The 22,113-nt window shown below is 33.6% G+C and carries 21 protein-coding genes; 17 read left to right on the top strand and 4 right to left on the bottom strand.

Translation table 11 applies throughout. From position 1 onward, the window contains the following. Positions 1-110: 110 nt before the first annotated feature. Entirely contained in the window at positions 111-431 is a 321-nt protein-coding gene (locus F5ESL0225_RS07730; RefSeq protein ID WP_122022364.1) for a hypothetical protein, read from the bottom strand. Positions 432-966: 535 nt separating this feature from the next. Between F5ESL0225_RS07730 and cbpB the strand changes: the two genes are divergently transcribed. From cbpB to F5ESL0225_RS07745, 3 genes are all read left to right on the top strand, one after another. Beyond that, entirely contained in the window at positions 967-1,434 is a 468-nt protein-coding gene (cbpB, locus tag F5ESL0225_RS07735; protein ID WP_122022365.1) for a cyclic-di-AMP-binding protein CbpB, read from the top strand. Positions 1,435-1,650: 216 nt separating this feature from the next. Beyond that, positions 1,651-2,202, top strand: a complete 552-nt coding sequence (locus F5ESL0225_RS07740; RefSeq protein WP_122025055.1) for a hypothetical protein — start codon at positions 1,651-1,653, stop codon at positions 2,200-2,202. Positions 2,203-2,337: 135 nt separating this feature from the next. Further along, positions 2,338-4,209, top strand: a complete 1,872-nt coding sequence (locus F5ESL0225_RS07745; protein ID WP_122025056.1) for a heavy metal translocating P-type ATPase — start codon at positions 2,338-2,340, stop codon at positions 4,207-4,209. An 80-nt stretch (positions 4,210-4,289) separates the two neighbouring features. Here the strand turns inward: F5ESL0225_RS07745 and F5ESL0225_RS07750 are convergent, their stop codons facing one another. Beyond that, on the bottom strand, positions 4,290-4,967 hold the full coding sequence (locus tag F5ESL0225_RS07750; RefSeq protein WP_122022368.1) for a CPBP family intramembrane glutamic endopeptidase: 678 nt from the start codon (positions 4,965-4,967) through the stop codon (positions 4,290-4,292). Between the two features lie 185 nt (positions 4,968-5,152). Between F5ESL0225_RS07750 and F5ESL0225_RS07755 the strand changes: the two genes are divergently transcribed. From F5ESL0225_RS07755 to F5ESL0225_RS07820, 14 genes are all read left to right on the top strand, one after another. Further along, a complete protein-coding gene (locus F5ESL0225_RS07755; RefSeq protein ID WP_122025057.1) occupies positions 5,153-6,241 on the top strand; it encodes a YdcF family protein in 1,089 nt (362 codons plus the stop codon). Between the two features lie 129 nt (positions 6,242-6,370). Further along, on the top strand, positions 6,371-8,716 hold the full coding sequence (locus F5ESL0225_RS07760; RefSeq protein ID WP_122025058.1) for an ATP-binding cassette domain-containing protein: 2,346 nt from the start codon (positions 6,371-6,373) through the stop codon (positions 8,714-8,716). A 147-nt stretch (positions 8,717-8,863) separates the two neighbouring features. Then, entirely contained in the window at positions 8,864-9,589 is a 726-nt protein-coding gene (locus F5ESL0225_RS07765) for a glucosamine-6-phosphate deaminase (RefSeq protein ID WP_122048205.1), read from the top strand. Positions 9,590-9,949: 360 nt separating this feature from the next. After that, on the top strand, positions 9,950-10,504 hold the full coding sequence (gene amaP, locus F5ESL0225_RS07770; RefSeq protein WP_147441730.1) for an alkaline shock response membrane anchor protein AmaP: 555 nt from the start codon (positions 9,950-9,952) through the stop codon (positions 10,502-10,504). Between the two features lie 12 nt (positions 10,505-10,516). Continuing rightward, the gene (locus tag F5ESL0225_RS07775) at positions 10,517-10,696 is read left to right on the top strand and encodes a DUF2273 domain-containing protein (protein ID WP_090093337.1); all 180 of its coding nucleotides are present in this window, start codon (positions 10,517-10,519) and stop codon (positions 10,694-10,696) included. 32 nt (positions 10,697-10,728) lie between these two features. After that, positions 10,729-11,229: an Asp23/Gls24 family envelope stress response protein gene (locus F5ESL0225_RS07780; RefSeq protein ID WP_090093335.1), complete on the top strand. Its 501-nt coding sequence runs from the start codon at positions 10,729-10,731 to the stop codon at positions 11,227-11,229. A 282-nt stretch (positions 11,230-11,511) separates the two neighbouring features. After that, on the top strand, positions 11,512-12,159 hold the full coding sequence (locus F5ESL0225_RS07785) for a deoxynucleoside kinase (protein ID WP_122025061.1): 648 nt from the start codon (positions 11,512-11,514) through the stop codon (positions 12,157-12,159). 15 nt (positions 12,160-12,174) lie between these two features. Then, a complete protein-coding gene (locus tag F5ESL0225_RS07790; protein ID WP_122048207.1) occupies positions 12,175-12,861 on the top strand; it encodes a deoxynucleoside kinase in 687 nt (228 codons plus the stop codon). A gap of 293 nt (positions 12,862-13,154) precedes the next feature. Beyond that, a complete protein-coding gene (locus F5ESL0225_RS07795) occupies positions 13,155-13,796 on the top strand; it encodes an amino acid ABC transporter permease (protein WP_122022376.1) in 642 nt (213 codons plus the stop codon). Positions 13,797-13,814: 18 nt separating this feature from the next. Then, positions 13,815-14,456 (top strand): amino acid ABC transporter ATP-binding protein, encoded by a 642-nt coding sequence (locus tag F5ESL0225_RS07800; RefSeq protein ID WP_122022377.1) that lies wholly within the window; start codon positions 13,815-13,817, stop codon positions 14,454-14,456. Positions 14,457-14,499: 43 nt separating this feature from the next. Next, complete coding sequence (locus F5ESL0225_RS07805; RefSeq protein WP_122048217.1) at positions 14,500-15,321, top strand: amino acid ABC transporter substrate-binding protein; 822 nt, start codon at positions 14,500-14,502, stop codon at positions 15,319-15,321. 176 nt (positions 15,322-15,497) lie between these two features. Continuing rightward, positions 15,498-16,805: an NCS2 family permease gene (locus F5ESL0225_RS07810; RefSeq protein WP_122022378.1), complete on the top strand. Its 1,308-nt coding sequence runs from the start codon at positions 15,498-15,500 to the stop codon at positions 16,803-16,805. 134 nt (positions 16,806-16,939) lie between these two features. Further along, complete coding sequence (locus F5ESL0225_RS07815; protein WP_122022379.1) at positions 16,940-18,250, top strand: NCS2 family permease; 1,311 nt, start codon at positions 16,940-16,942, stop codon at positions 18,248-18,250. A gap of 94 nt (positions 18,251-18,344) precedes the next feature. Then, on the top strand, positions 18,345-18,623 hold the full coding sequence (locus F5ESL0225_RS07820; RefSeq protein ID WP_122025065.1) for a hypothetical protein: 279 nt from the start codon (positions 18,345-18,347) through the stop codon (positions 18,621-18,623). 110 nt (positions 18,624-18,733) lie between these two features. Here the strand turns inward: F5ESL0225_RS07820 and gndA are convergent, their stop codons facing one another. Continuing rightward, positions 18,734-20,119: an NADP-dependent phosphogluconate dehydrogenase gene (gndA, locus tag F5ESL0225_RS07825; RefSeq protein ID WP_122048208.1), complete on the bottom strand. Its 1,386-nt coding sequence runs from the start codon at positions 20,117-20,119 to the stop codon at positions 18,734-18,736. A 105-nt stretch (positions 20,120-20,224) separates the two neighbouring features. Beyond that, positions 20,225-22,033 carry a pyruvate oxidase gene (gene spxB, locus F5ESL0225_RS07830; RefSeq protein ID WP_122048209.1) on the bottom strand — a complete coding sequence of 603 codons (1,809 nt, stop codon included), beginning with the start codon at positions 22,031-22,033 and terminating at the stop codon, positions 20,225-20,227. Positions 22,034-22,113: the final 80 nt, after the last annotated feature.

The following is a 22,113-nucleotide window of genomic DNA, read 5'->3' on the forward strand; positions in this document are numbered from 1 at the left end:
CAAAATATTATTATATGTTTACACTGTATTACCACTGTATTACTACTGTCAATGACCAACTTAAAATTTTATCATTTTTTTACTAAATCTAAACATTAGTTTAGCAGGATTCATTGTTCTTTATTAAATTTACTACAAGCGTTATAAGAAAAAATTAGTGGGATAAAGACAATCAATGATAAAAACAAAATAGCAAATGTCAATAGACTTACTAAATTTTTTCGTTTCAACCACCCTTTACTCGTAGCAGTTGTCAGAATAAAAACGGCAAATGCAACGGTCACAATCAACTCAATTAAAAAGAAAACAGAGTAACTCGACCAACTTGCTGTCCTATAAAGCCATAACCAACCTGAGGCCGGTAATAAACATAGCCAGCCTGAAACACGTAACCAAAAAGTAATTCGATTGCGATATTTTTGTTTTTCCATTTTTCTCCTTAATACATTAGATATAGAACAAAGACAATTATAACAATGTGTTCTTCAATAAACAATTTTACATCAAATGAAAAATTGCTTTATTTATGAATTCGTCATACTTTTTTCACATTTTATAGTTATACTGAATGCTGATATGGTGATGCTGAGAAACATTACCATGTTACACTCAACTTTTATGTTTTTCATTCATACTCCTCCAAGTATAATGTAATGAAAAACGGAATGACTTTACAGGTCATTTTCATATCTATCCCTTTCAACTCACGTGTATTGCGTGGGTTTTTCTATTTCCTTTATGACTTCTAAAGGAAATCTTTACTAATTTATAAGACATTTTCTACCTTTACTTTACAATTAAGGAATATTATTTACAAAGTAGTAAGTTAGTAAAACTTGCTACATACTCCCACTTTTTATTTCATTCATTCTTACTCCTTCAAAGTAGATGAAAACTAACTGACCCGCATGTTTTGCGGGTCTTTTTCTTTATTTTGTTTAATTTTAGTGAAAGGGGGTGGCCTAAGTGTTTTCGCCCACAATCAAACAGCTATTAGCAGAAAAAGCCGACACTTTTATTATTCCGGCAGCAAAAGTCGCTTTTGTTCAAGCTAATAATCCTCTCTACCATGCTTTTTTAATTTTAACGAGAGTAAAATATGCTAAGATTCCCGTACTGGATCAGAAAAATCACGTAGTTGGTCTAATTAGTTTAGCCATGATTACTGCTACAATGATGGGAACTCATAAAATAACTAGTGAGCCCTTAAATAGCCTTAAAGTTCGTGATGTAATGGAAACCAAATTCGATAAAATAAATCTTTTAGGATCAACTTTAGAATCCCAACTTCATTTATTAATTGACAATCCATTTCTCCCAGTTGTCGATAATCATAATATTTTTCAAGGTCTCTTAACTCGGCGGGAATGGATTAAAGCTTTCAATTACATTACACATAATCTAGAAAAAAAATATAAAATCATAAAGAAATGATCCTTGCTTTTTATCTTTACGGATAATACTCAATATACAGTGCAATCATTTATCTACTTATATAGCAAATGGTATTATAAAAATTTTTTTATTACCCACACTTTTTTGAGTTATACTTAACTTAGAATAAGCTTCATGCTTTAGTATTAAAAATTGTCTTGTTTATATTAATTGAAAAATTATAGATTGCTTTGTATTAAAAAGAAGGATACTAATATGGCAAATAAAATAATTTCTGAGCAATTAAACACTTTAATTGATGCTATTATTGACAATTTAGCATATCCTCGTGAACAAGAATTATCTTTATCAGAAAAAAAGCAGCTAGTCACCCAATTAAAAAAAATTAACCAAGCGCCCGATAATTTCTCTGAAAAAGTAATAATTACTGATGTCTTTTATAAAGACAAAATTGCCAAAGAATTTAAAATTATCGACCATAATTTTGGGTGGATTTTCGAAATTTTACAACACGAATTAGTTTCAGCTACTAGACTTCATGCCCTGTTGCTTGATTTAGCCCATGAAGAACATTTTTCACTTGAAGGGATTAATAAAATAAACCACTATTTTTCTGAAACTGACGATCATGGTGACAATGATAATTTTATTACGATGTCTTTTGCTGACTTGATTGATTCACTTAATCGCGCCAAAATTTTTCAAGTTGAAACTAATCCTACTCCGCAAAAGCAAAGTGTAAAAAAGTCGCCTACCTCAATCAAAAGAGCCAGTTCAAATAAAATTATCAAATTATATGATTATTGATTCAAGAAAGCTATAACGCTTTCTTTTTATTAAATTCATTATTTTCTATAACCTAATCATTCGTGTAATAAAAAAAAGTAAGTTAATGTTAAAATAAAATACATATTATTTTTTTATACGGAGGCAGAGCAAATAATGAGTTTTAAAAAGCAGTGGAAATTTATACTAGTACTACTTATTGGTCTCATTAGTCTTATTTGTCAATTTGGGTTACACACCAATAGCTTATTTCAAATTGGTAATTTACAATTTACAATTCAAGCTATTTTAATTGACCTTGTAGGAATAATGATGACCATTTCCTTACTTAGTGAAATTGTTGCCGACTTTAAATCTGGACGCTATGGTGTAGATATTTTAGCCGTTATTGCAGTTGTATCCACGATTTTAATCGGTGACTATTGGGCCGAGTGGATGATTTTAATTATGATGACTGGTGGCGAAACTTTAGAAGATTATGCCACCGGTCAAGCCGACAAAGAGCTGCGCTCACTTTTAAACAATTCGCCCACAACAGCTAATAAGATTGTCAACCAAAAACTACTTTCAGTTGATGTTAACCAGCTTAAAATTAATGATCATGTTTTAATTAAGCCTGGCGAACAAGTACCGGTTGATGGAAAAGTAGTTACAGGTGAATCCAGTTTTGATCAGTCATCACTTACTGGCGAATCAGTACCAATTAATAAAAAAATTGGTGATGAACTAATGTCTGGATCTATTAATGGTAACACTGCCGTTGAAATGGTTGTAACTAAAAAAGCAAGTGATTCAGAATACCAGACTATTGTTTCCCTAGTCAAAACATCCCAATCTCAGCCAGCCAAATTTGTTAAAATGGCTGACCGCTATGCGGTTCCGTTTACAATTATTTCCTTAGTAATTGGAATTGCTGCTTGGATTCATTCAGGTAATCCGGTTAATTTTGCCGAAGTCATGGTCGTAGCATCGCCTTGTCCTTTATTAATTGCCGCACCGGTAGCCTTGATTTCAGGTATGAGTTCAATGTCTAAACACCACATTATTGTTAAGTCTGGACCAACCATTGAAAAGTTAGCTGAAGCCAAAACTTTTGCTTTTGATAAAACCGGTACTTTAACTGAAAACCAATTGGTAATTGATGAAATAGTTCCTGCCACTAATAATTCAAACTTTAGTAAAGAAACTATCTTAAGTTATGCAACAAGCATCGAACAACAATCAACCCATATTATTGCTAATTCGCTAGTGAGTGTTACAAACAAGCAACTTTTAAAGCCCGCCACTAATATTAAAGAAACAACCAGTCAGGGAATTAGCGGAATTGTCGAGCAACACTTAGTTAAAGTAGGTAAATTAAATTTCGTTAGTTCCGAGCAAAAAATTCAAGCTGTTAATGCAACTGCCATTTATATTTCAATTGACAACCAATATGCTGGTTACATCACTTTTAAAGATCAAGTTAGAGCAGAAAGTGCCACTACAATTGAACGATTAAAACGGCAAACTGGAGCCCAGATGATGATGCTAACTGGTGATCATCAGGATGTAGCAGCTAGAATTGGTAAAGAAGTCGGGATTGAAGATATCCGTTATGATTTGCTACCGGTTCAAAAAATTGAAGCAATTAAAAAAGTAACTCAAGATAAACGTCCGGTGGTCATGACTGGCGATGGGATTAACGATGCTCCCAGTTTAACGGCAGCTGATGTTGGTATTGCGATGGGCGCAAAGGGTGCCTCAGCCGCTAGTGAAAGCGCAGATGCCATTATCATGGTTAATGATTTATCTAAGATTAATGATGCCGTGGCCATTGCAAAACATACTATGAAAGTTGCTAATATTGATGTTTTAGCCGCGATAACCATTGTTATTATTATTGAGCTTATTGCCTTTACTGGCATTATCCCCGCTTTTTTGGGAGCAATTTTGCAAGAAGTAGTAGATATGATTTCGATTAGCTTGGCCCTGTTAGCAAAAACTACACCTAAAAATCCAAAACAAACGGGACTAATTACTGAAAAGTAAAATACTTTAACTAGACAAAAAACGAATCAAATGATTCGTTTTTTTATCTGGTTAATATTTAATAATTTAAACTTTAAGCGTTAAACAAGAAAGCCCAATGCATTATAAAGCATGTGCGACAGCATTGAATAACGCATATCTTTTGTGGTTATATAAACCCAACCTAGTACACACCCCAATGACCAATAGACAAGCAAAAATGGACTAAAAGCCGGATTATGCACATAGCCGAAAGCAAAGCCGCTTATAATGATTCCTAACCATTTATTTAATAGTGTCTCTTTGACAAAAAAGGTATTAAAAAACATTCCTCTAAATATGGTTTCTTCAAATATTGGAGCGATAATAACTACCATCGGAACAAAAAAATTTCCTGCTAGACGTGAAATTCTATTAAGCTCCATTTGATTATCTGAAGTAGTATTCACATTGATTCCTAATAGATTAGGAATTAGAAAACTGGCCAATGTCAGCAAAACAAAACCTATGATTGCAATTGCTAGTCGCCGGATACTCCAATGCGGACGATAATTAAAATCCCAATCATTTTCTTCTGCTAATTGCTTATGGTAAAGATAAAATAGCAATAATATCGCCAAAACTGTTACTATTATTACTAGGACAACAAAGCCAGCAGGACTTATTTTTAGAATATTTTGTACTTTAGTTGGATAAAAATATAATAATTGTACTATTGAATATAATAGGAAACTTACAAATAAAATGATGATATTTTTAAAAATTGTTGCTTTTTTCACTTGTTTACTCCTTACTAGTTATAAGAATCTAGTAGATTATTATATATAATTAAGCTACAGTATACCATAAACACACAATTTTATTTATAATGTCCTTTTTCGACTTATGTTAATAAACCACCATGTTTTTCATGATTGTTTTTTATACATCATTCAGCAAGTTTATTATAGTTAAGGTGAGGGTCATGCTCCAATTTTTTGAAATATTTAGTGAAAATCGTACATTCATGTATCTCTCGATAATTGTACTAATTTCATTGGGATTATTTTTGTTTTCTTGGTTAAAAGAACCACGTAATTTAATTAATGGCTTACTTTTTAGTCTTTTTCTTATTTTATTTATTATTTGGTTATCCACTATTATAGTTGCAACAAAGTTAAAACATTTGATAATCTTCTATGAAATTATAATCTTAATCTCCATTTTATTGTTTATAGCAACCGCTGCCTTTTCTTGGCTCTTTTTCTTATGGAATGCTTATCTTGTTTGGCGGCGTGAAAGCCATACCTTAGCAAATTTATTAACCTTTTTTCTGGGAATTGTAATTTTTATTTCCTGGGTAATATTTTTATCTGGTGCTTTTAGACTGATACCTACATGGCTTAAAATGTTTTTATGTGCTCCAACAGCAATTGTCCTTTATTTGCTACTGATAGCTTATAATTTCTTAGTTAATCTTTTACTGTATCAAATAGTGCCACGTCAGTATAATCAAGATTATCTCATTGTTCTAGGTTCTGGCTTGAAAAATGGCAAAACAGTGCCCCCGCTATTAGCTACCCGAATTAATCGGGCAATCCAGTTTGCGCAAAAGCAAGTAGCCAAGGGCCAGCAGCCGCCAAAATTTATTATGTCTGGTGGAAAAGGCAATGATGAAGAAATTACTGAAGCAGAGGCAATGAGGTCTTATGCTATTCTTCATGGTGTTGATCCAAAATATATTTTACTTGAAACAAAATCAAAAAATACTTATCAAAATATGCAATTTTCGCAGGCGGTTGCAACGACCGATTTTGGTAATAATCATTATCGTGCTAAATTTTTCAGTAATAATTATCATATTTTTCGCGCTGGCCTAGCTGCTAAAGCGACTGGATTAAATGCAAACGGAGTTGGTTGTTACACTAGACTTTATTTTCTTCCTAATGCAATTATGCGTGAATTTGCTGGTATTTTACTAATTAATAAAAAACGCCATCTAATTATTATTACCTTAATTACATTCCTCTTCCTAATCTTTACCTTTATTAACTTACTTAATAATATGTGCTGAAAAGTAAATGTATAATACTGAAGTCAGCTAAACTTTTTATAATAATAAATACTTCATTATTATAGCTTTAATATCTTATATATGTTAAACTTACGCCTATTAATTAATAAAGGTATAAAGGAGTTAACTATGCTTCAATTAAAGCACTTGCGTAAATCTTATCATGTAGGGGATACAGTCACTCATGCCCTTGATGATGTCTCTATTTCTTTTCGTAATCAAGAATTTGTCGCTATTTTAGGACCAAGTGGTTCTGGAAAAACTACAATGTTAAATGTAATTGGTGGCCTTGATCGCTACGACAGTGGCGACTTAATTATAAATGGAAAATCTACTAAAAATTTTGCTGAAACTGATTGGGACGCATATCGTAACAATTCAGTCGGCTTTATTTTTCAAAATTATAATTTGGTGGCTCATTTATCAATTATTGCTAATGTTGAATTAGGTATGAACCTGTCTGGTGTTCCTGCCTCACAGCGTCATCAAAAAGCACTTGATGCTTTAGCCAAAGTTGGATTAAAAGATCAAGTATCAAAGAGCCCTAATCAATTATCTGGTGGACAAATGCAACGTGTAGCGATTGCAAGAGCATTGGCTAATGACCCAGACATTCTACTGTGTGATGAACCAACTGGAGCTCTCGACACTGAAACGTCTGAGCAAATTATGCAATTAATCAAGCAATTATCTCAAGATCGCTTAGTGATCATGGTCACTCATAACCCAGAACTTGCAAGGAAGTATGCAACTAGAATCGTTAATTTTCAAGATGGCAAAATTTTGAATGATTCAAATGCCTTTAAGCCGGTAAATGAAGCTGATACTTTTAACTTAAAACGAACTAAAATGTCATATTGGAATGCTATTAAACTTAGCTTTACTAATATTATGACTAAAAAAGGGCGAACTGCTCTAACTGCTTTTGCTTCAAGTATTGGTATTATTTCTATTGCAATAGTATTAGCTTTGTCTAATGGTTTTCAAAAACAGATTGATACAACTATGAGTAAAGCATTAGCCAAATATCCTGTAACAATTACCCAAAATGCTGCTAATTTTGATAGTTTTGCGCAAGAAAAAAATTCTAAGAGTGTTGCTAAAAATCGAGGTTATATTACCGCTAGAAAAGATAAGGCACAACAAAGTTCCCACAAAAACAAAATTACGCTAGATTATATTAACTACATTAAAAAGATTAATCCTAAATATGCTAATAACATCTCTTATCAAGTTGGTGTTAACCTCAACCTTTTAGGAAAAATCGACGGCAAAGTTAAGCGTGTGCAGTTTTCACCATTAGAAGCTGGTTCAACTATGACTGCAGCATATTCGCAAATGCAAACACAAGCAGCCAGCATGTCTTTTATGGGATCAGCCGTTTTCCCTACCGAACTTGATAAAAGTCAGGGCAATATTTTAAAAGAGAACTATCACTTACTATCTGGTACTTGGCCCAAATCAGCAACTGACTTAGTTTTAGTAGTTGATAGTCAGAATACTATTATAGATAATGTACTAAAAAATCTCGGCCTTAACATCAAAAATGGAGCTAAAGTTGACCTTAGCCAACTAGTTGGCAGAGAGTTTAGAATTGCTACTAATGATGATTACTACCAAAAATTACCTACAGGAATGTTTATTCCCAAAAAGGTAAACTCAGCTATGTATACTAATAGTAAGCTTAAACTGCGAATTGCTGGTGTCATTCGACCTAAAAATAAAGATTCGCTAGAACTATTAGCGCATGGTATTGCCTATAGTGACCAACTAGCACAGCAAGTTATTAAAGAAAACCAAAGTTCAGCAATTGTTAAAGCACAAAAAAACTCTAATCAGAATGTGCTAACAGGACAGAATATGAATCAGACCACTAAAAAGCAGGTATTGCAAGCAATCGGTGGTTCTACAATTCCTGCTGGAATCATGATTTATCCTAATAACTTTGATGCAAAAAACAAGGTCTTAAATTATTTAGATAACTGGAATAAAGGTAAAGCTAAACAAGATAAAATCATTTATACCGATATGTCTAGTGCAGTAACTACTATGACTGGCGGATTATTAAATGGAATTACTGCTGTTTTAATTGCTTTTGCCGCAATCTCACTTATAACTTCAATGATTATGATTGGAATATTAACTTATACCTCAGTCTTAGAAAGAACTAAAGAAATTGGGATTTTAAAAGCTCTTGGCGCACGAAAAAAAGATATTACTCGTGTCTTTGATGCTGAAACTTTTATTTTAGGAATTTTTTCTGGTATTTTGGGAATTGTAATTGCCCGGCTGCTAATTTTCCCAATTAACAGTGTACTTTATTCCATCACTGATTTGACCAATGTAGCTCAACTTAATCCAATTCATGCTCTTGTTTTAATTGGTATTTCGACCATTTTGACGATGCTCGGCGGACACTTGCCTGCCCGCATGGCTGCCAAAAAAGATGCCGCCATTGCTTTAAGGAGTGAATAAAATATTTAAAGTCTTAATCAATATTCTATTTGCAAGAAATATTGATTAAGGCTTTTTTAAATTATTTACACTGCCTATTTTATCTCTAGTTGACAAATTGGCATATACCAATTTATAATTAACTTAATATTTTTGGGAGGCTTATTTATGAAAATAATTATTAAGGACGACAAAGCAAGTGCTAGTGAGCAAGCGTTTGCAATTTTTAAAAACAGCATTAGCAATGGAGCAAAAGTTATTGGCTTAGCAACTGGTTCCACTCCGGAAAATCTTTACCAAGAATGGGTTGATAGCCAACTTGATAATATTAACTTAATTAGTATTAATCTTGATGAATATGTTGGCTTAGACGAAAAAAGTGACCAAAGTTACCACTATTTCATGCAAAAACATCTTTTCCAGCAAAAGCCATTTAAAAAATCATATATACCTGATGGTATTTTAGCTATTAACAATCCACAAAAAGCTTCAGCTGACTACAATAAAATTATCGAAGACAATCCAATTGATATTCAACTTTTAGGTTTAGGCCAAAATGGTCATATTGCTTTTAATGAACCTGGAACCGCATTTGATTCAATCACACACGAAGTTAAATTAACCGAAAATACTATTCAGGCAAATTCGCGTTTCTTTAGCAATATTGATGACGTTCCTAAGTCAGCAATTTGTATGGGTATTGCCAATATCATGAGTGCAAAAGAAATAGTAATTATGGCGTTTGGCGAAAATAAAGCTGATGCCGTCCAAAAAATGATTGAAGGACCAGTAACTGAAGAAGTTCCTGCATCTATTTTGCAAAATCATCCCAATGTAACATTAATTATTGACCAAAGTGCTGCTAGCCAATTAGATGAAAAATATCGCAATTAGGACTTAGATTAAGCAAATCAAAAAAGAAATTAAAACCCTTTAGACTAAACTGTCTGAAGGGTTTTATTATTTTAGTAATTAAACAGATACATCTAGTCTTAAACAGTAAATTGTTTAAATTCAGTTAGTCAGCAGTGAAATAGCTCCCACACCAGTTAGTTTAGCTTTGCCCTTTTTATTTTAATAATTTTTATTTTGTTCAATACCAGTTGAATCCGTTAACATTATTGATTTTTATTATTTAATTATAACGTTATTTAATATATTAACCAGAAATTGTATACATATTAGTGCATATTTCTATACTAGTAAAATATTATGTATTATACTTAGGTTAAATTAAGAGAGGATGGTGATAAGTTGAAACGAATTAAGAAATGGTTTATAATCATATGCTTCTTGCTAATGATACCGCTACCAATATTTATTCTCTGGGATAATAGTGGTTTTTGGCAAAAGTACTTAAAAATCAGCTTACCTACTTTAGGGAAGCTCAACCCAATTTTTACTTGGTACCTGATTGGTATCAGTGCCATTATTTTATTGGTACTAGTTGTTAGTTTAATAATAATTTTGTTTTGGCCTGTACAACGATACTTTAATTTGATTCATAAAAAAGATGGTCAAGTTAAAATAACTAGCAAGGCTATTAATAGCTATGTGGCCAATTCTTTAAATGATTTACCTTATTTAAAGAATCCAAAAGTGGCTTCACGACTAACTAATCGTAAAATCAAAATTAAGATTAGTGGCGACCTTGGAGCAGCTGAAAATATGACTCCCTTGCTTGACAATTATTTAGAAGAATTAGACAAAAATCTCAAGCTATTATTAGGGATTGATCAAAAGCCTAAAATTAAAATTAAATTTGTAAACTATCACACTTCTAATAAACCAGAACAGCGCGTTCAATAAAGGAGGCAAGCAATGAAAGAAAATTTAGAAAAGTACCTCCCAGAAATAAGCGGTGCAGTAATCGGTTTATTACTAGCATTTTGTTTTATCGGACTGGGATTTTACAAAACTATTTTCGTCATCGTTATGTTAGTCTGCGGCGCTTTAGTTGGTCATTATTGGCCCTTACTAAAAAACTTAAAAAACAGATAATAATCGAATAATACCGAAAGGAACTGATATTTATGGTACAAACTAATTCAAAACAAGAAATAAAAGGCGATTTAAATTATGATACTAAGGTAATTCAAAAAATTATCGGTATTGCTTTATCAGACGTAAAAGGGCTCTTAACTGTCAACGGTGGCTTCTTTTCAAACTTAGCTGATAAAATTGTCAATAACGATGATGTTACTTCAGGGGTCAATGTTGAAGTTGGTAAAAAACAAGTAGCTGTAGACATTGAAATTGTTGCTGAATATGGTATTCAAATTTCTAAATTATATGACCAAATTAAACAAAAAATCCATGATAAAGTTAAAGAAATGACTGACTTAGATACTGTTGAAGTTAATGTAACGGTAGTTGATATAAAGACTAAAGAACAACATGAGAAAGATTCGGTTAGCTTACAAGACAAGATTACCGGTACGGCCCAAGATGCTAAAGAAAAAATTGGTGGTCAAGTTGATAAAGTGCAGGACAAAGTAGAAGATAAAAAAGAAGCCAAAGCTAGAGTTAACTAACTATAATTAACTAATTCTACTTTACTTAACAAAAAGTGATAAATCACTAAATTCGGTTGAATCGTGTTTTATCACTTTTTTGTCTAAAAATTTATTGCTTCGCAAGTTAAGGTTTCACGTGTAACAAAATAAAAGCTATATGTATTTTGATATTTTTTTAAGCTGTATTATACAAAAACACTTGACATTTAAATTATTATTTTAATTAATTTTTTGCTTGTCTAACCACTATATCTCGTATTAAACTAGATATGAATCTATATATTGTATTTAAGAAAGAACGTGATTCAAGTTATTGTTTTAAGTGGGCCAATTGGAGCCGGTAAATCCAGTTTAACTAGTATTTTAGCTGAGCATTTGGGTACACAAGCGTTTTATGAAGGAATCGATAACAATCCTGTTTTACCTCTATATTATCAAGACATGAAACGCTACACTTTTTTACTTAATATTTATCTACTCAATCATCGTTTAGCCCAGATTAATCAGGCAATTCAAGAAAAAAATAGTGTATCTGATCGTTCCATCTACGAAGATGCCCTTTTTTTCCAAATGAATGCCGAAAATAATGTGGCTGACCCGACTGAGTTTAAGATTTACGATAGTTTACTTGAGAATATGTTGGAAGATACACCTGGTAACCCAAGTAAGAAACCGGACTTATTAATTTATATTCACGTTTCTCTTGACACGATGCTAAAACGCATTGAAAAACGTGGTAGATCATTTGAGCAATTAAGTACCGATCCCAGTTTAAAAGACTACTATGCCCGTCTAATTAATTATTATGAGCCATGGTATGAGAGTTATGATGCTTCGCCTAAAATGGCTATTGATGGTGATCAATATGACTTTATTGTTGATGAGCATGCCAAAAAAGAAGTTTTACAGCAAATTGATAATAAATTGCACGAAGTAGGCAATTTATAGTAAAGAAGGAACGTGATGACAGTTATTGTTTTAAGCGGGCCAATTGGAGCCGGTAAATCCAGTTTAACTAGTATTTTAGCCAATTATTTAGGAACCAAACCATTTTACGAAAGTGTTGACGATAATCCTGTATTGCCTCTTTTTTATGCGGATCCCAAAAAATATGCTTTCTTATTACAAGTATTTTTCTTAAATACTCGTTTTCGTAGCATTAAAGATGCATTAACGGATGACAACAATGTCCTTGATCGATCAATCTATGAAGATGCCCTCTTTTTTCAAATGAATGCTGATATTGGACGAGCAACCAAAGAAGAGGTTGACACATATTATGAACTTCTAAACAACATGATGACTGAACTTGAGCATATGCCTAAGCGTCAACCTGATTTGCTTGTTCATATTGATGTATCATATAACACGATGCTCAAACGAATTCAAAAACGTGGTCGTCCTTATGAACAACTTAGTTATGATGCCACTTTAGAAGATTACTATAAGCAATTACTGCAATATTACAAGCCATGGTATGAAAAATATGCCTATTCACCTAAAATGACAATTAACGGTGATCAATTAGATTTTATGACCAATAATCAAGATCGCCAAATTGTGCTTGACCAGATAGTCGCTAAATTAAAAGAGATTGGCAAACTACCTGAGACATGGCATAAATCAACTAATATTGAACTTATAGATTAGATTTAATTTAGCAATACCCCGAAATCAAAATAATTTCGGGGTATTATTATGTCCAAATTCATCGTCTTTAAATACAAAATATTATAAATGATGCCTAAATTATTACCCTTCGTCCTAACTATTTCTTATTTAGCATTTCTTCTTTTAAAGTAGCTTATTAATAAATAATCATAGTCAACTTTTTTAAGGTGATATCAAAAAAACTAATTTAATATTTTATTTATGTTATGCTTGTAATTACTTATCCTAGATAGATTACTGTGCAATTTGACTTAAAAGGAGAAAAGATAGCGATGGCTTACATTATCTCAATTATTCCTGCTTTACTCGCAGGAGTAAAAATAACTTTACTGCTATTTTTGGGGACAATCATTATGGCAATTCCACTAGGAATAATTACCAGTCTAGGCTTACTATCAGCCATTAAACCCCTAAAATTAATTTTTAAATTTTATATTTGGATTATGCGTGGAACCCCACTATTATTGCAATTAATCTTTATTTTTTATGGCTTACCCATTATTGGTATAATTTTTCAGCGCTATGACGCTGCTTTAGTTGCTTTAGTTATGAATTATGCTGCTTATTTTGCTGAAATATTCCGTGGCGGTTTTCAGTCTATTCCCAAAGGACAATATGAAAGTGCTCACGTTTTGCAACTTAATTATTGGCAAACTTTGCGTTATATTATTATTCCACAAGTCAGTAAAATAGTTATTCCCTCAATTGGCAATGAAATTATCAACTTAATTAAAGATACTTCTTTAGTCTACGTAATTGGTCTTGGTGAACTTTTACGTGCTGGCAATGTAGCTAGTGCACGTGATGTGACTTTGACCCCCTTAGTTATGGTAGGCATAATTTACTTATTAATAACTGGAATCATTTCATTTCTTTTAAAGCGAATCGAACTTAATTATTCAAAATGGAAATAACTAATTGGGGTCACAACTATGCTTGAATTAAAAAATATCACCAAAAAATTTGGTTCAAAAATTATTTTAAATAACCTTAATCTAACTATTTTAGACCAACAAATTTTAGCAATTGTAGGTAGCTCTGGTGCTGGTAAGACGACCCTGCTACGTTGTCTAACTGGCTTAGAAAAAATTGATGCTGGTCATTTTTATTGGAATCAACGAGAATTTAATCCTATCGAGCAAAACAAAAACAAACAAATTATGGGGGCTGTTTTTCAAAATTATGAATTGTTTCCCAACCTAAATGTAATAGATAATATTACCTTAGCGCCTCGCTTAGTACTTAAAAATACTACGCAAGAATTACAAATAGCAGTGCAAAAACTATTACTAGAACTTGACTTAACCGGTAAAGAACGACTTTATCCTTATCAACTTTCAGGCGGACAAAAGCAAAGAGTTGCTATTGCTCGTGCATTAGCAATGAAGCCACAAATTCTATGTTACGATGAGCCTACTTCTGCCCTAGATCCAGCTTTACGTAATAAAGTTGCCAAAATTATTTTGCAACTTAAAAATAATACTGGCATGACACAAATTGTCGTTACGCATGATATGGAATTTGCTAAACAGATAGCTGATCGCATCTTTACCGTTAATACTTTAGCTAACTAAGAAGGTAAATTAAGTGAAAATTAAACGTATTGTGACTACAATAATGATATTATCTACGTCTTTCTTTCTAGTAGCCTGCAGCAATGTCTCAGTCGGACAAAATGCTAATTCAATAGACAATTGGACAAGAATTAAGAAAAGAGGCTATGTAATTATTGGTGTTGATGACACATTTGTGCCAATGAGTTTTCGGCAAAAAAATGGTAAGTTGGTTGGTTATGACATTGACCTAGCAACTGCTGTTTTTAAATTATATGGTCTAAAGGTGAGCTTTCAAACTATTGACTGGTCAATGAATACAACCGAATTACGAAACGGGACTATTGATTTGATCTGGAATGGCTTTAGCAAAACCCCTAGTAGAGCAAATAAAGTAGCATTTAGTCAAACCTACCTAAATAGCACCCAAGTCTTAGTGTCATTAAAAACAAATAAGCTTGTTCACCCCGCTTCATTGAAAAACAAAGCATTAGGTGTACAAACCGGGTCATCTGGTTATAACGACGTTATAAATTACCCTAATATATATAAAAAGCAAATTAAAAACCACTATCCAATACTCTATGATTCTTTTACCAACGCTTTTATTGATCTAAATTCACAAAGAATACAGGGTTTACTACTTGATAGCACTTATGCTAACTATTATATTTCACACCAAAAAGAACCAGACCGTTTTTTTGAAATTCAAAGTCCCTTTCCTAAAGAAGAATTTGCTGTTGGCTTGAGAAAAAGTGATATTATCTTACGTCAAAAAATCAACCGTGCTTTAATCAAATTAGCTAAAGAACAAACTATTGCTCGAATTGATTATAAGTGGTTCAAAAATCGAATTCATTCTCCTCTTACCCAAAAATTTACTTAAAGTAACTAAAAAGTAGCTCATCCTTACCTAAGAAATCTAACTGATTGTTAATAAAATCATATTTGTAATTAAAATTATCCTGAAATAATTCGTGTTTGCAATTATTTTCATCAGTGATAAACTAAATAAGTTGTTAAAATTTATACAAAAACGAACATTTTATCAGGAGATGTCAAATGGATTTTATAAAGAGTTATTTTCAACTCGATAAATATAAAACTAGTATCAAAATCGAATTTCTGGCTGGACTGACTACTTTTATTAGTATGTCATATATTCTATTTGTTAATCCCAGCGTTCTAGGAGCTAGTGGTATGGATAAGGGGGCAGTTTTTACCGCTACTGCTTTAGCTAGTGCTTTGGGAACTGCATTAATGGGAATTATTGCCAATTATCCGATTGGTGAAGCCCCAGCCTTAGGGATTAATGCCTTCTTTGCCTACACTGTTTGTGTCGGCATGCATGTTTCTTGGGAAACTGCATTAGCAGCCGTTTTTGTGGCTTCAATCATTTTTATCTTGATTACAATGTTTAAATTACGGGAAAAAATTATTAATGCAATCCCAGCCGATTTAAAATTTGCTATTTCTGCAGGTATTGGTCTATTTATCGCTTTTTTAGGTATGCAAGACGGGGGCTTAATCGTTGGTAACAAATCAACCTTGGTTGGTCTAGGCTCTTTACATGATCCTGCCGTTTGGATTACTATTTTTGGCTTGCTGGTCACTATTGTTTTAATGATCTTAAATATCCCCGGAGCTATTTTCATTGGCATGATTCTGGCAGCCGTTTTTGGTGTATTAACGGGACAAATTGCTTTACCTCACCAAGTTATCTCTTTAGCTCCAAGTATTGCCCCTACTTTTGGTCAAGCTGTTTTTCATGTTAAAGATATCAATTCTTTACAAATGTGGGTAGTAGTTTTAACTTTCTTATTGGTTACCTTTTTCGATACTGCAGGTACACTAATTGGGCTTGCTCAGCAAGCTGGCTTCATGAAAGATAATAAGATGCCACGGGTTGGTAAAGCTTTAGCATCAGATTCTACTGCTATGATGGTGGGATCTGTCTTAGGAACCTCACCAGTTGGAGCATTTGTAGAATCAAGCGCTGGAATTGCTGTAGGTGGTCGTACAGGATTAACCGCAGTTTTTGTGGCAATTTTTTTCTTGATTTCAATGATTTTTAGCCCTTTGCTTGGTTTATTTACAACTCATGTAACAGCGCCGGCCTTAATTATTGTGGGCGTGTTAATGGCACAAAATACCGCACATATCCATTGGGACAAAATGGAAATTGCCGTACCCGCCTTCTTGATTTTAGTTGGGATGCCCCTAACATACTCTATTTCCGATGGCCTTGCTTTAGGTTTGATAACTTATCCAATATGTATGTTAGCTGCTAAGCGTGCTAAAGAAGTAACCCCTATGATGTGGATTTTATTCCTTGTCTTCATCATCTTTTTGTGGGTTTTGAACTTCTAACTAACAAAAATTAATAATATATTAGTCTAAAACAAATCTTATTTGATTTGTTTTTTTATTTCCAAGGAAATATTTTACCTAAATATGCTACACTAAACTTATTAATCTTATTATTTATTTTTTTGGAGGAAAAAATGACGACACTAGAAAAAGTCTTTCATTTAACCGATGCTCATACCACTGTCAAACGTGAGTTGATTGCCGCATTAACCACCTTTGTCAGTCTCTCCTACATCCTTTTTGTTAACCCTAATATTTTACATGCAGCTGGAATTGATAAAGGCGCTGCCTTTACCGTCACTGCTCTATCAATTGCTATTGGCTGCTTTATTATGGGATTCGTAGCTAATTATCCAATTGCCCTTGCGCCAACACTAGGTAGTGCAGCATTTTTTGCTTATAACGTCTGTGGCGGTATGAATATTAATTGGCAAACCGCGTTAGCTGCAGTTTTAGTTGCTTCAATTTTATTTATTTTAATTACTGTTTTAAAATTACGAGAAAAAGTTGTAGATGCAATCCCACAAGATTTAAAATACGCAATATCAGCCGGTATTGGCTTATTTATTTCCTTTATTGGTTTACAAAATGGTAAATTAATTGTTAACAGCGATTCTAATTTAGTAACTCTGGGTAAATTTAATTCGCCTGCCGTTTGGATTACTTTATTTGGCTTAGTACTAACTGTTATTTTGATGGCAATGAATATACCTGGTTCGATTTTTATTGGCATGGTTGTAACTGCCATTTTTGGTGTATTAATTGGCCAAATAGCCATGCCTAAAGGAGTTATTGCTGCTGCACCAAGTATTGCACCAACCTTTGGTCAAGCTATTTTCCACCTTAAGGATATTAATACACCGCAATTATTTATGGTCGTGCTAACCTTTTTATTAGTTACTTTTTTTGACACTGCTGGAACTTTGATTGGTATGACCGAACAAGCTGGCATGGTTGATCAAAGTGGCAAAATTCCGCGAATTGGAAAAGCTTTTTTATCTGATTCTTTAGCAATGGTTGAAGGAGCAGTTCTAGGAACTGCTCCCCTTGGAACCTCTGTTGAATCAAGTGCTGGCATAGCTATGGGCGGACGTACAGGTTTAACAGCTATCTTGGTAGGTATTTTATTTTTAATTAGCATGATTTTTAGCCCCTTACTAGCTGTTATTCCGACTACAGTTACAGCACCTGCATTAATTATTGTGGGCGTATTAATGGCTGGTAATCTTAAAAAAATAAACTGGGATAAATTTGAAATTGCCTTCCCCGCTTTCCTAACGGTTGTTGGAATGCCACTTACTTACAGTATTTCAAATGGTTTAGCTTTAGGGATGATTGCTTATCCCATTACGATGATTGCAGCTAAACAAGCCAAAAAAGTTTCACCCATGATGTATGTCTTGTTTATAGTATTCATTATCTTTTTCTTGATAACCAACATGTAAAATCAATTTATTAAAGCCATGAAAACATGGCTTTTTTATGATATAATTATTAAAGAATAAGTTATGATAGTTAAAAAACTAAGAGGAACTATCAATGAGTAAATTTTATAATAATTATAAAGTTGCATTGTCGTTTACAATTTTGGCCATATTTCCTAGTTTAAATTTAATTTTTAGTTCCAATTATCACAAAATGATGGTCGGTTTAGGCTTTATTTTTATAGTAGCAATAATTTCATTTAGCATAGATTATTGGTTTAATCAGCAAAATTTTAGAACTAATTACCATTGCAATAAAAAAGGTATTGCCGCCTTAATTGATTATTTAATTAGTCTTATTTTACTTGGAATTATTTATCTTTTTTTGACTTAATAGGCTTTAAGTTCAACTATACATATTTGTACTAATAAATTATTTTAATCAACTACAAAAAAGCAGCTAGCCTTTAGACTAACTGCTTTTTGTTACATGTGAAACAAATATTACTTTTCTTCAAACCACTGAGTATGGTACACACCAGCTCGGTCGTTACGATAGTATGTATGGGCACCAAAATAATCACGTTGCCCTTGAATTAAATTAGCGGGTAAACTCGGATTAAAGATTGACTCTAAATAATTTAGTGCGGCACTTAAAGTTGGAGTTGGTATCCCAGCTCTAGTTGCCAATTCAATTACCTGACGTAAAGCAGGTAAATTCTGTTCCATTAGTTTATTAAAGTAAGCATCCTGGAACATATTATTCAGCTGCTTGCCGTTAGCAAAGGCCTTTTCAATATCTTTCAACATTGAAGAGCGAATAATACAACCTGCTTCCCATGATTGAGCAATCGCTGGATAATGTAACTCCCAGTGATAAGCATCAGCTGCCATTTTTAATTGTTGAAAACCTTGAGCATATGCTACTGCTTGACTTAATTGCAAGGCTTTTGCAAGATTATCAATTAAATTGGTTGGGACTTCACCGTTCCATTGGATTTCCTTACCTTCACGTGTAGTCGCCTTAGACATGAAACGGGCTAAAACAGCTTCAGCAACCACACTAATTGGTGCACCAAGGTGCACACCATCTTCAAGCATCCAATTCCCTGTACCTTTATATGAGGCAACATTCAAAATATGATCAATTACATAATCAGGAGTTAAGTCATCTTTTTGCTTTAAAACTTCAGCAGTGATTTCGCTAAGGTATGCTTGAACCAAGCCTTGATTCCAATCAGCGAAAATTTGCGACATTTCAGCATTAGATTTCCCTGCAACCTTACGCAAAACATCGTAAACTTCGGAAAATTCTTGCATGATACCATATTCAATACCATTATGAACCATCTTGACATAGTGACCACTACCTTCAGGGCCGATAAAACTTACGCAAGGATGGCCATCAGAGTTCTTGGCAGCAATTGCTTCTAAAATTGGTGCAACTTCCTTATACGCTTCTTCATCTCCTCCTGGCATCAAAGCAGGCCCTTTTAGAGCGCCTTCTTCACCACCAGAAACACCCATACCAATAAAATGAATGCCGTGTTCTTGTAACTCATGAAACCGGCGATTGGTATCATGAAAATTAGAATTACCACCGTCTAATAAAATATCTCCCTTATCTAATAGTGGTAAAAGCTTAGTTAATGTTTCATCAACTGGCTTTCCTGCGGCAATTTGAATCAAAATTTTACGCGGCTTTTCTAGTGAACTTACAAACTCTTCCCAAGAATAAGTAGGCTTTAATTTTTCATCTTTATAATTCGCCAGCGCATCGACTTCTTTTTTGTCAATACTAAAACCAGAAATGGAAAAGCCGTTATTTCTAACATTTAAAGCCAAGTTTTTGCCCATAACCGATAAACCAATAATTCCGAATTGTTGCATCTTTAATCCTCCCGAAGTTAAAATCATTATCTATTATTATACTTGTAAGATGACAAAAAAGCGAAACTTTCAAAAGTCCCGCTTTTTTTATTAACATTAGTTATCTTAATGTGTTGAAGCACCTGAAGTTGTATCTGTTTCTTCTTCTGGTTCTGGTTCTTCTTCAGCTTCTGAAGCACCTGAAGCAGTATCAGTAACTAAACCATATTTTTCAGCAAAATAGCTAAATGGTTTCAAACCTTGGGCTTGGTACTTCTCAACGAATTCTGGATCATCAAGCGTATTTAACTCAGTTGAGTAAGGCATATCATGAGTGAACTTAACGTCAATTAACATTGGTCCATCCATTTGCTTAAATTCCTTAACTGCGTCTTCGAATTCCTTCTTAGTCCGAACAGTTACACCCTTAACGTTCATACCTTCAGCAACCTTGGCCCAATCATTGTCTGGCATAATAACACCTGATAAAGGTTGGTGAGATTGATCAACTTGTTCAGCTTCAATAAAACCTAAAGTTTCGTTAGTGAAGACAACGTTAATGATATGCATGTTGTAACGCGCTTCTGTCAATAATTCCTGACTCATCATAGCGAAGCCGCCGTCACCACCTAAGTTCCAAACTTCACGTTCTGGATGAACAGTCGCAGCAGCAATAGCAGCTGGAGAACCAAAGCCCATAGTTGCATACAAACCTGAAGTTGCCCAAGTTTGTTCTCCATGCAAGTTAATTAAACGTTGGAAGTCAATGTTGATGTTACCAACATCAATTGCATATTGTGCATTGTCATCAGCATATTTGTTGATAACATCAAAGATTGGTTCACGGCGAACTGGCATTTCATCTGAATCAACAAAACTTTGTTGCCATTCATCCCAGTTTTGACGATCAGCAAGACCAGCCTTGTAAATTGGTGATTCTTCACGGGCCTCACCGGCATCAATCATTGCTTGCAAAGTCTTAGCACCATCAGCTAAAATTGGAACATCAACCGCATGACGCTTACCTAATTTTTCTGAGTCAACATCGATTTGAATAACCTTAGCTTTAGGATCAAAGAAGAAGACAGAGAATGGTGAGTTGTTACCAACCCAAATTACCAAATCAGCATGCATTTGAATGTCGTCACTAGCCTTAGGAGCAACACGACCAATTGAACCCAAGTATGCTGGAAATTCATCTTCAACAATTCCCTTAGCAATAACCGAAGAAAGAAGTGGTGTCTTAAATTTTTCAGCAAAAGCCTTCAAAACATCACCGTGACCTTTAAGACCCATACCATAGTAAACAACAGGGTTCTTAGCTTCAGCTAAAAGCTTAACTGCTGCATCAACATCTGCTTTCTTAGGAGCAGCATAGTTAGGAATAGCTGAAATTGAATTGTAGGTTACACGGAAGTTATCGTTAATCTTGTCCCAACCAAAATCTTTTGGAAGAATTAAAACAGCTGGACCCTTCTTAGCATATGCTTGACGAAGAGCTTCATCCATCATACCTGGAATTTGTTCGGCAGTCTTAATTTGGTGATTCCAAACTGCTACGGAATCAAACCAAGGCTTCTCATCAAAAGCCTGGAAAAAATCGATATCTTGACGACTAGTAGGCACATTAGCAATGATTGCTACCATAGGTACCTTGTCGTATTTAGCATCATATAAACCGTTCATTAAGTGAACAGCACCAGGACCTGCTGAACCAAAACATACACCAGCTTGACCAGTAAATTTATACTCAGCTGCAGCCGCTAAAGCACCTGCTTCTTCATGCCGCACTTCAATAAACTTTAATTTATCTTTGAAGTCGTGGATTGCATTCATTGTTGAATCAAATGAACCACCTGGGAAACCATAAATATGATCAATATGCCAGTCCAATAATACTTGGAGCATAGCATTTGCGCCATTAATTTTTGCCATTTTAAGTGCATCTCCTTAAATACATGTTTACTTACATATTGTATTAAAACATATAATTTCACAATTTCAAGTATGGAAGT

It is taken from the genome of Lactobacillus sp. ESL0225, from assembly GCF_003692905.1.
Classification (GTDB): Bacteria; Bacillota; Bacilli; order Lactobacillales; family Lactobacillaceae; genus Lactobacillus; species Lactobacillus bombicola.

What these genes read in the sequence shown, in the direction of transcription:
- F5ESL0225_RS07760 (WP_122025058.1), top strand. Translation starts at nt 6,371, where the DNA reads ATGCTTCAATTAAAGCACTTGCGTAAATCTTATCATGTAGGGGATACA.
- F5ESL0225_RS07730 (WP_122022364.1), bottom strand. Translation starts at nt 431, where the DNA reads ATGGAAAAACAAAAATATCGCAATCGAATTACTTTTTGGTTACGTGTT.
- F5ESL0225_RS07745 (WP_122025056.1), top strand. Translation starts at nt 2,338, where the DNA reads ATGAGTTTTAAAAAGCAGTGGAAATTTATACTAGTACTACTTATTGGT.
- F5ESL0225_RS07805 (WP_122048217.1), top strand. Translation starts at nt 14,500, where the DNA reads ATGATATTATCTACGTCTTTCTTTCTAGTAGCCTGCAGCAATGTCTCA.
- F5ESL0225_RS07815 (WP_122022379.1), top strand. Translation starts at nt 16,940, where the DNA reads ATGACGACACTAGAAAAAGTCTTTCATTTAACCGATGCTCATACCACT.
- F5ESL0225_RS07820 (WP_122025065.1), top strand. Translation starts at nt 18,345, where the DNA reads ATGAGTAAATTTTATAATAATTATAAAGTTGCATTGTCGTTTACAATT.
- F5ESL0225_RS07810 (WP_122022378.1), top strand. Translation starts at nt 15,498, where the DNA reads ATGGATTTTATAAAGAGTTATTTTCAACTCGATAAATATAAAACTAGT.
- F5ESL0225_RS07800 (WP_122022377.1), top strand. Translation starts at nt 13,815, where the DNA reads ATGCTTGAATTAAAAAATATCACCAAAAAATTTGGTTCAAAAATTATT.
- F5ESL0225_RS07775 (WP_090093337.1), top strand. Translation starts at nt 10,517, where the DNA reads ATGAAAGAAAATTTAGAAAAGTACCTCCCAGAAATAAGCGGTGCAGTA.
- gndA (WP_122048208.1), bottom strand. Translation starts at nt 20,119, where the DNA reads ATGCAACAATTCGGAATTATTGGTTTATCGGTTATGGGCAAAAACTTG.
- F5ESL0225_RS07740 (WP_122025055.1), top strand. Translation starts at nt 1,651, where the DNA reads ATGGCAAATAAAATAATTTCTGAGCAATTAAACACTTTAATTGATGCT.
- F5ESL0225_RS07780 (WP_090093335.1), top strand. Translation starts at nt 10,729, where the DNA reads ATGGTACAAACTAATTCAAAACAAGAAATAAAAGGCGATTTAAATTAT.
- F5ESL0225_RS07795 (WP_122022376.1), top strand. Translation starts at nt 13,155, where the DNA reads ATGGCTTACATTATCTCAATTATTCCTGCTTTACTCGCAGGAGTAAAA.
- F5ESL0225_RS07765 (WP_122048205.1), top strand. Translation starts at nt 8,864, where the DNA reads ATGAAAATAATTATTAAGGACGACAAAGCAAGTGCTAGTGAGCAAGCG.
- spxB (WP_122048209.1), bottom strand. Translation starts at nt 22,033, where the DNA reads ATGGCAAAAATTAATGGCGCAAATGCTATGCTCCAAGTATTATTGGAC.
- F5ESL0225_RS07755 (WP_122025057.1), top strand. Translation starts at nt 5,153, where the DNA reads ATGCTCCAATTTTTTGAAATATTTAGTGAAAATCGTACATTCATGTAT.
- F5ESL0225_RS07790 (WP_122048207.1), top strand. Translation starts at nt 12,175, where the DNA reads ATGACAGTTATTGTTTTAAGCGGGCCAATTGGAGCCGGTAAATCCAGT.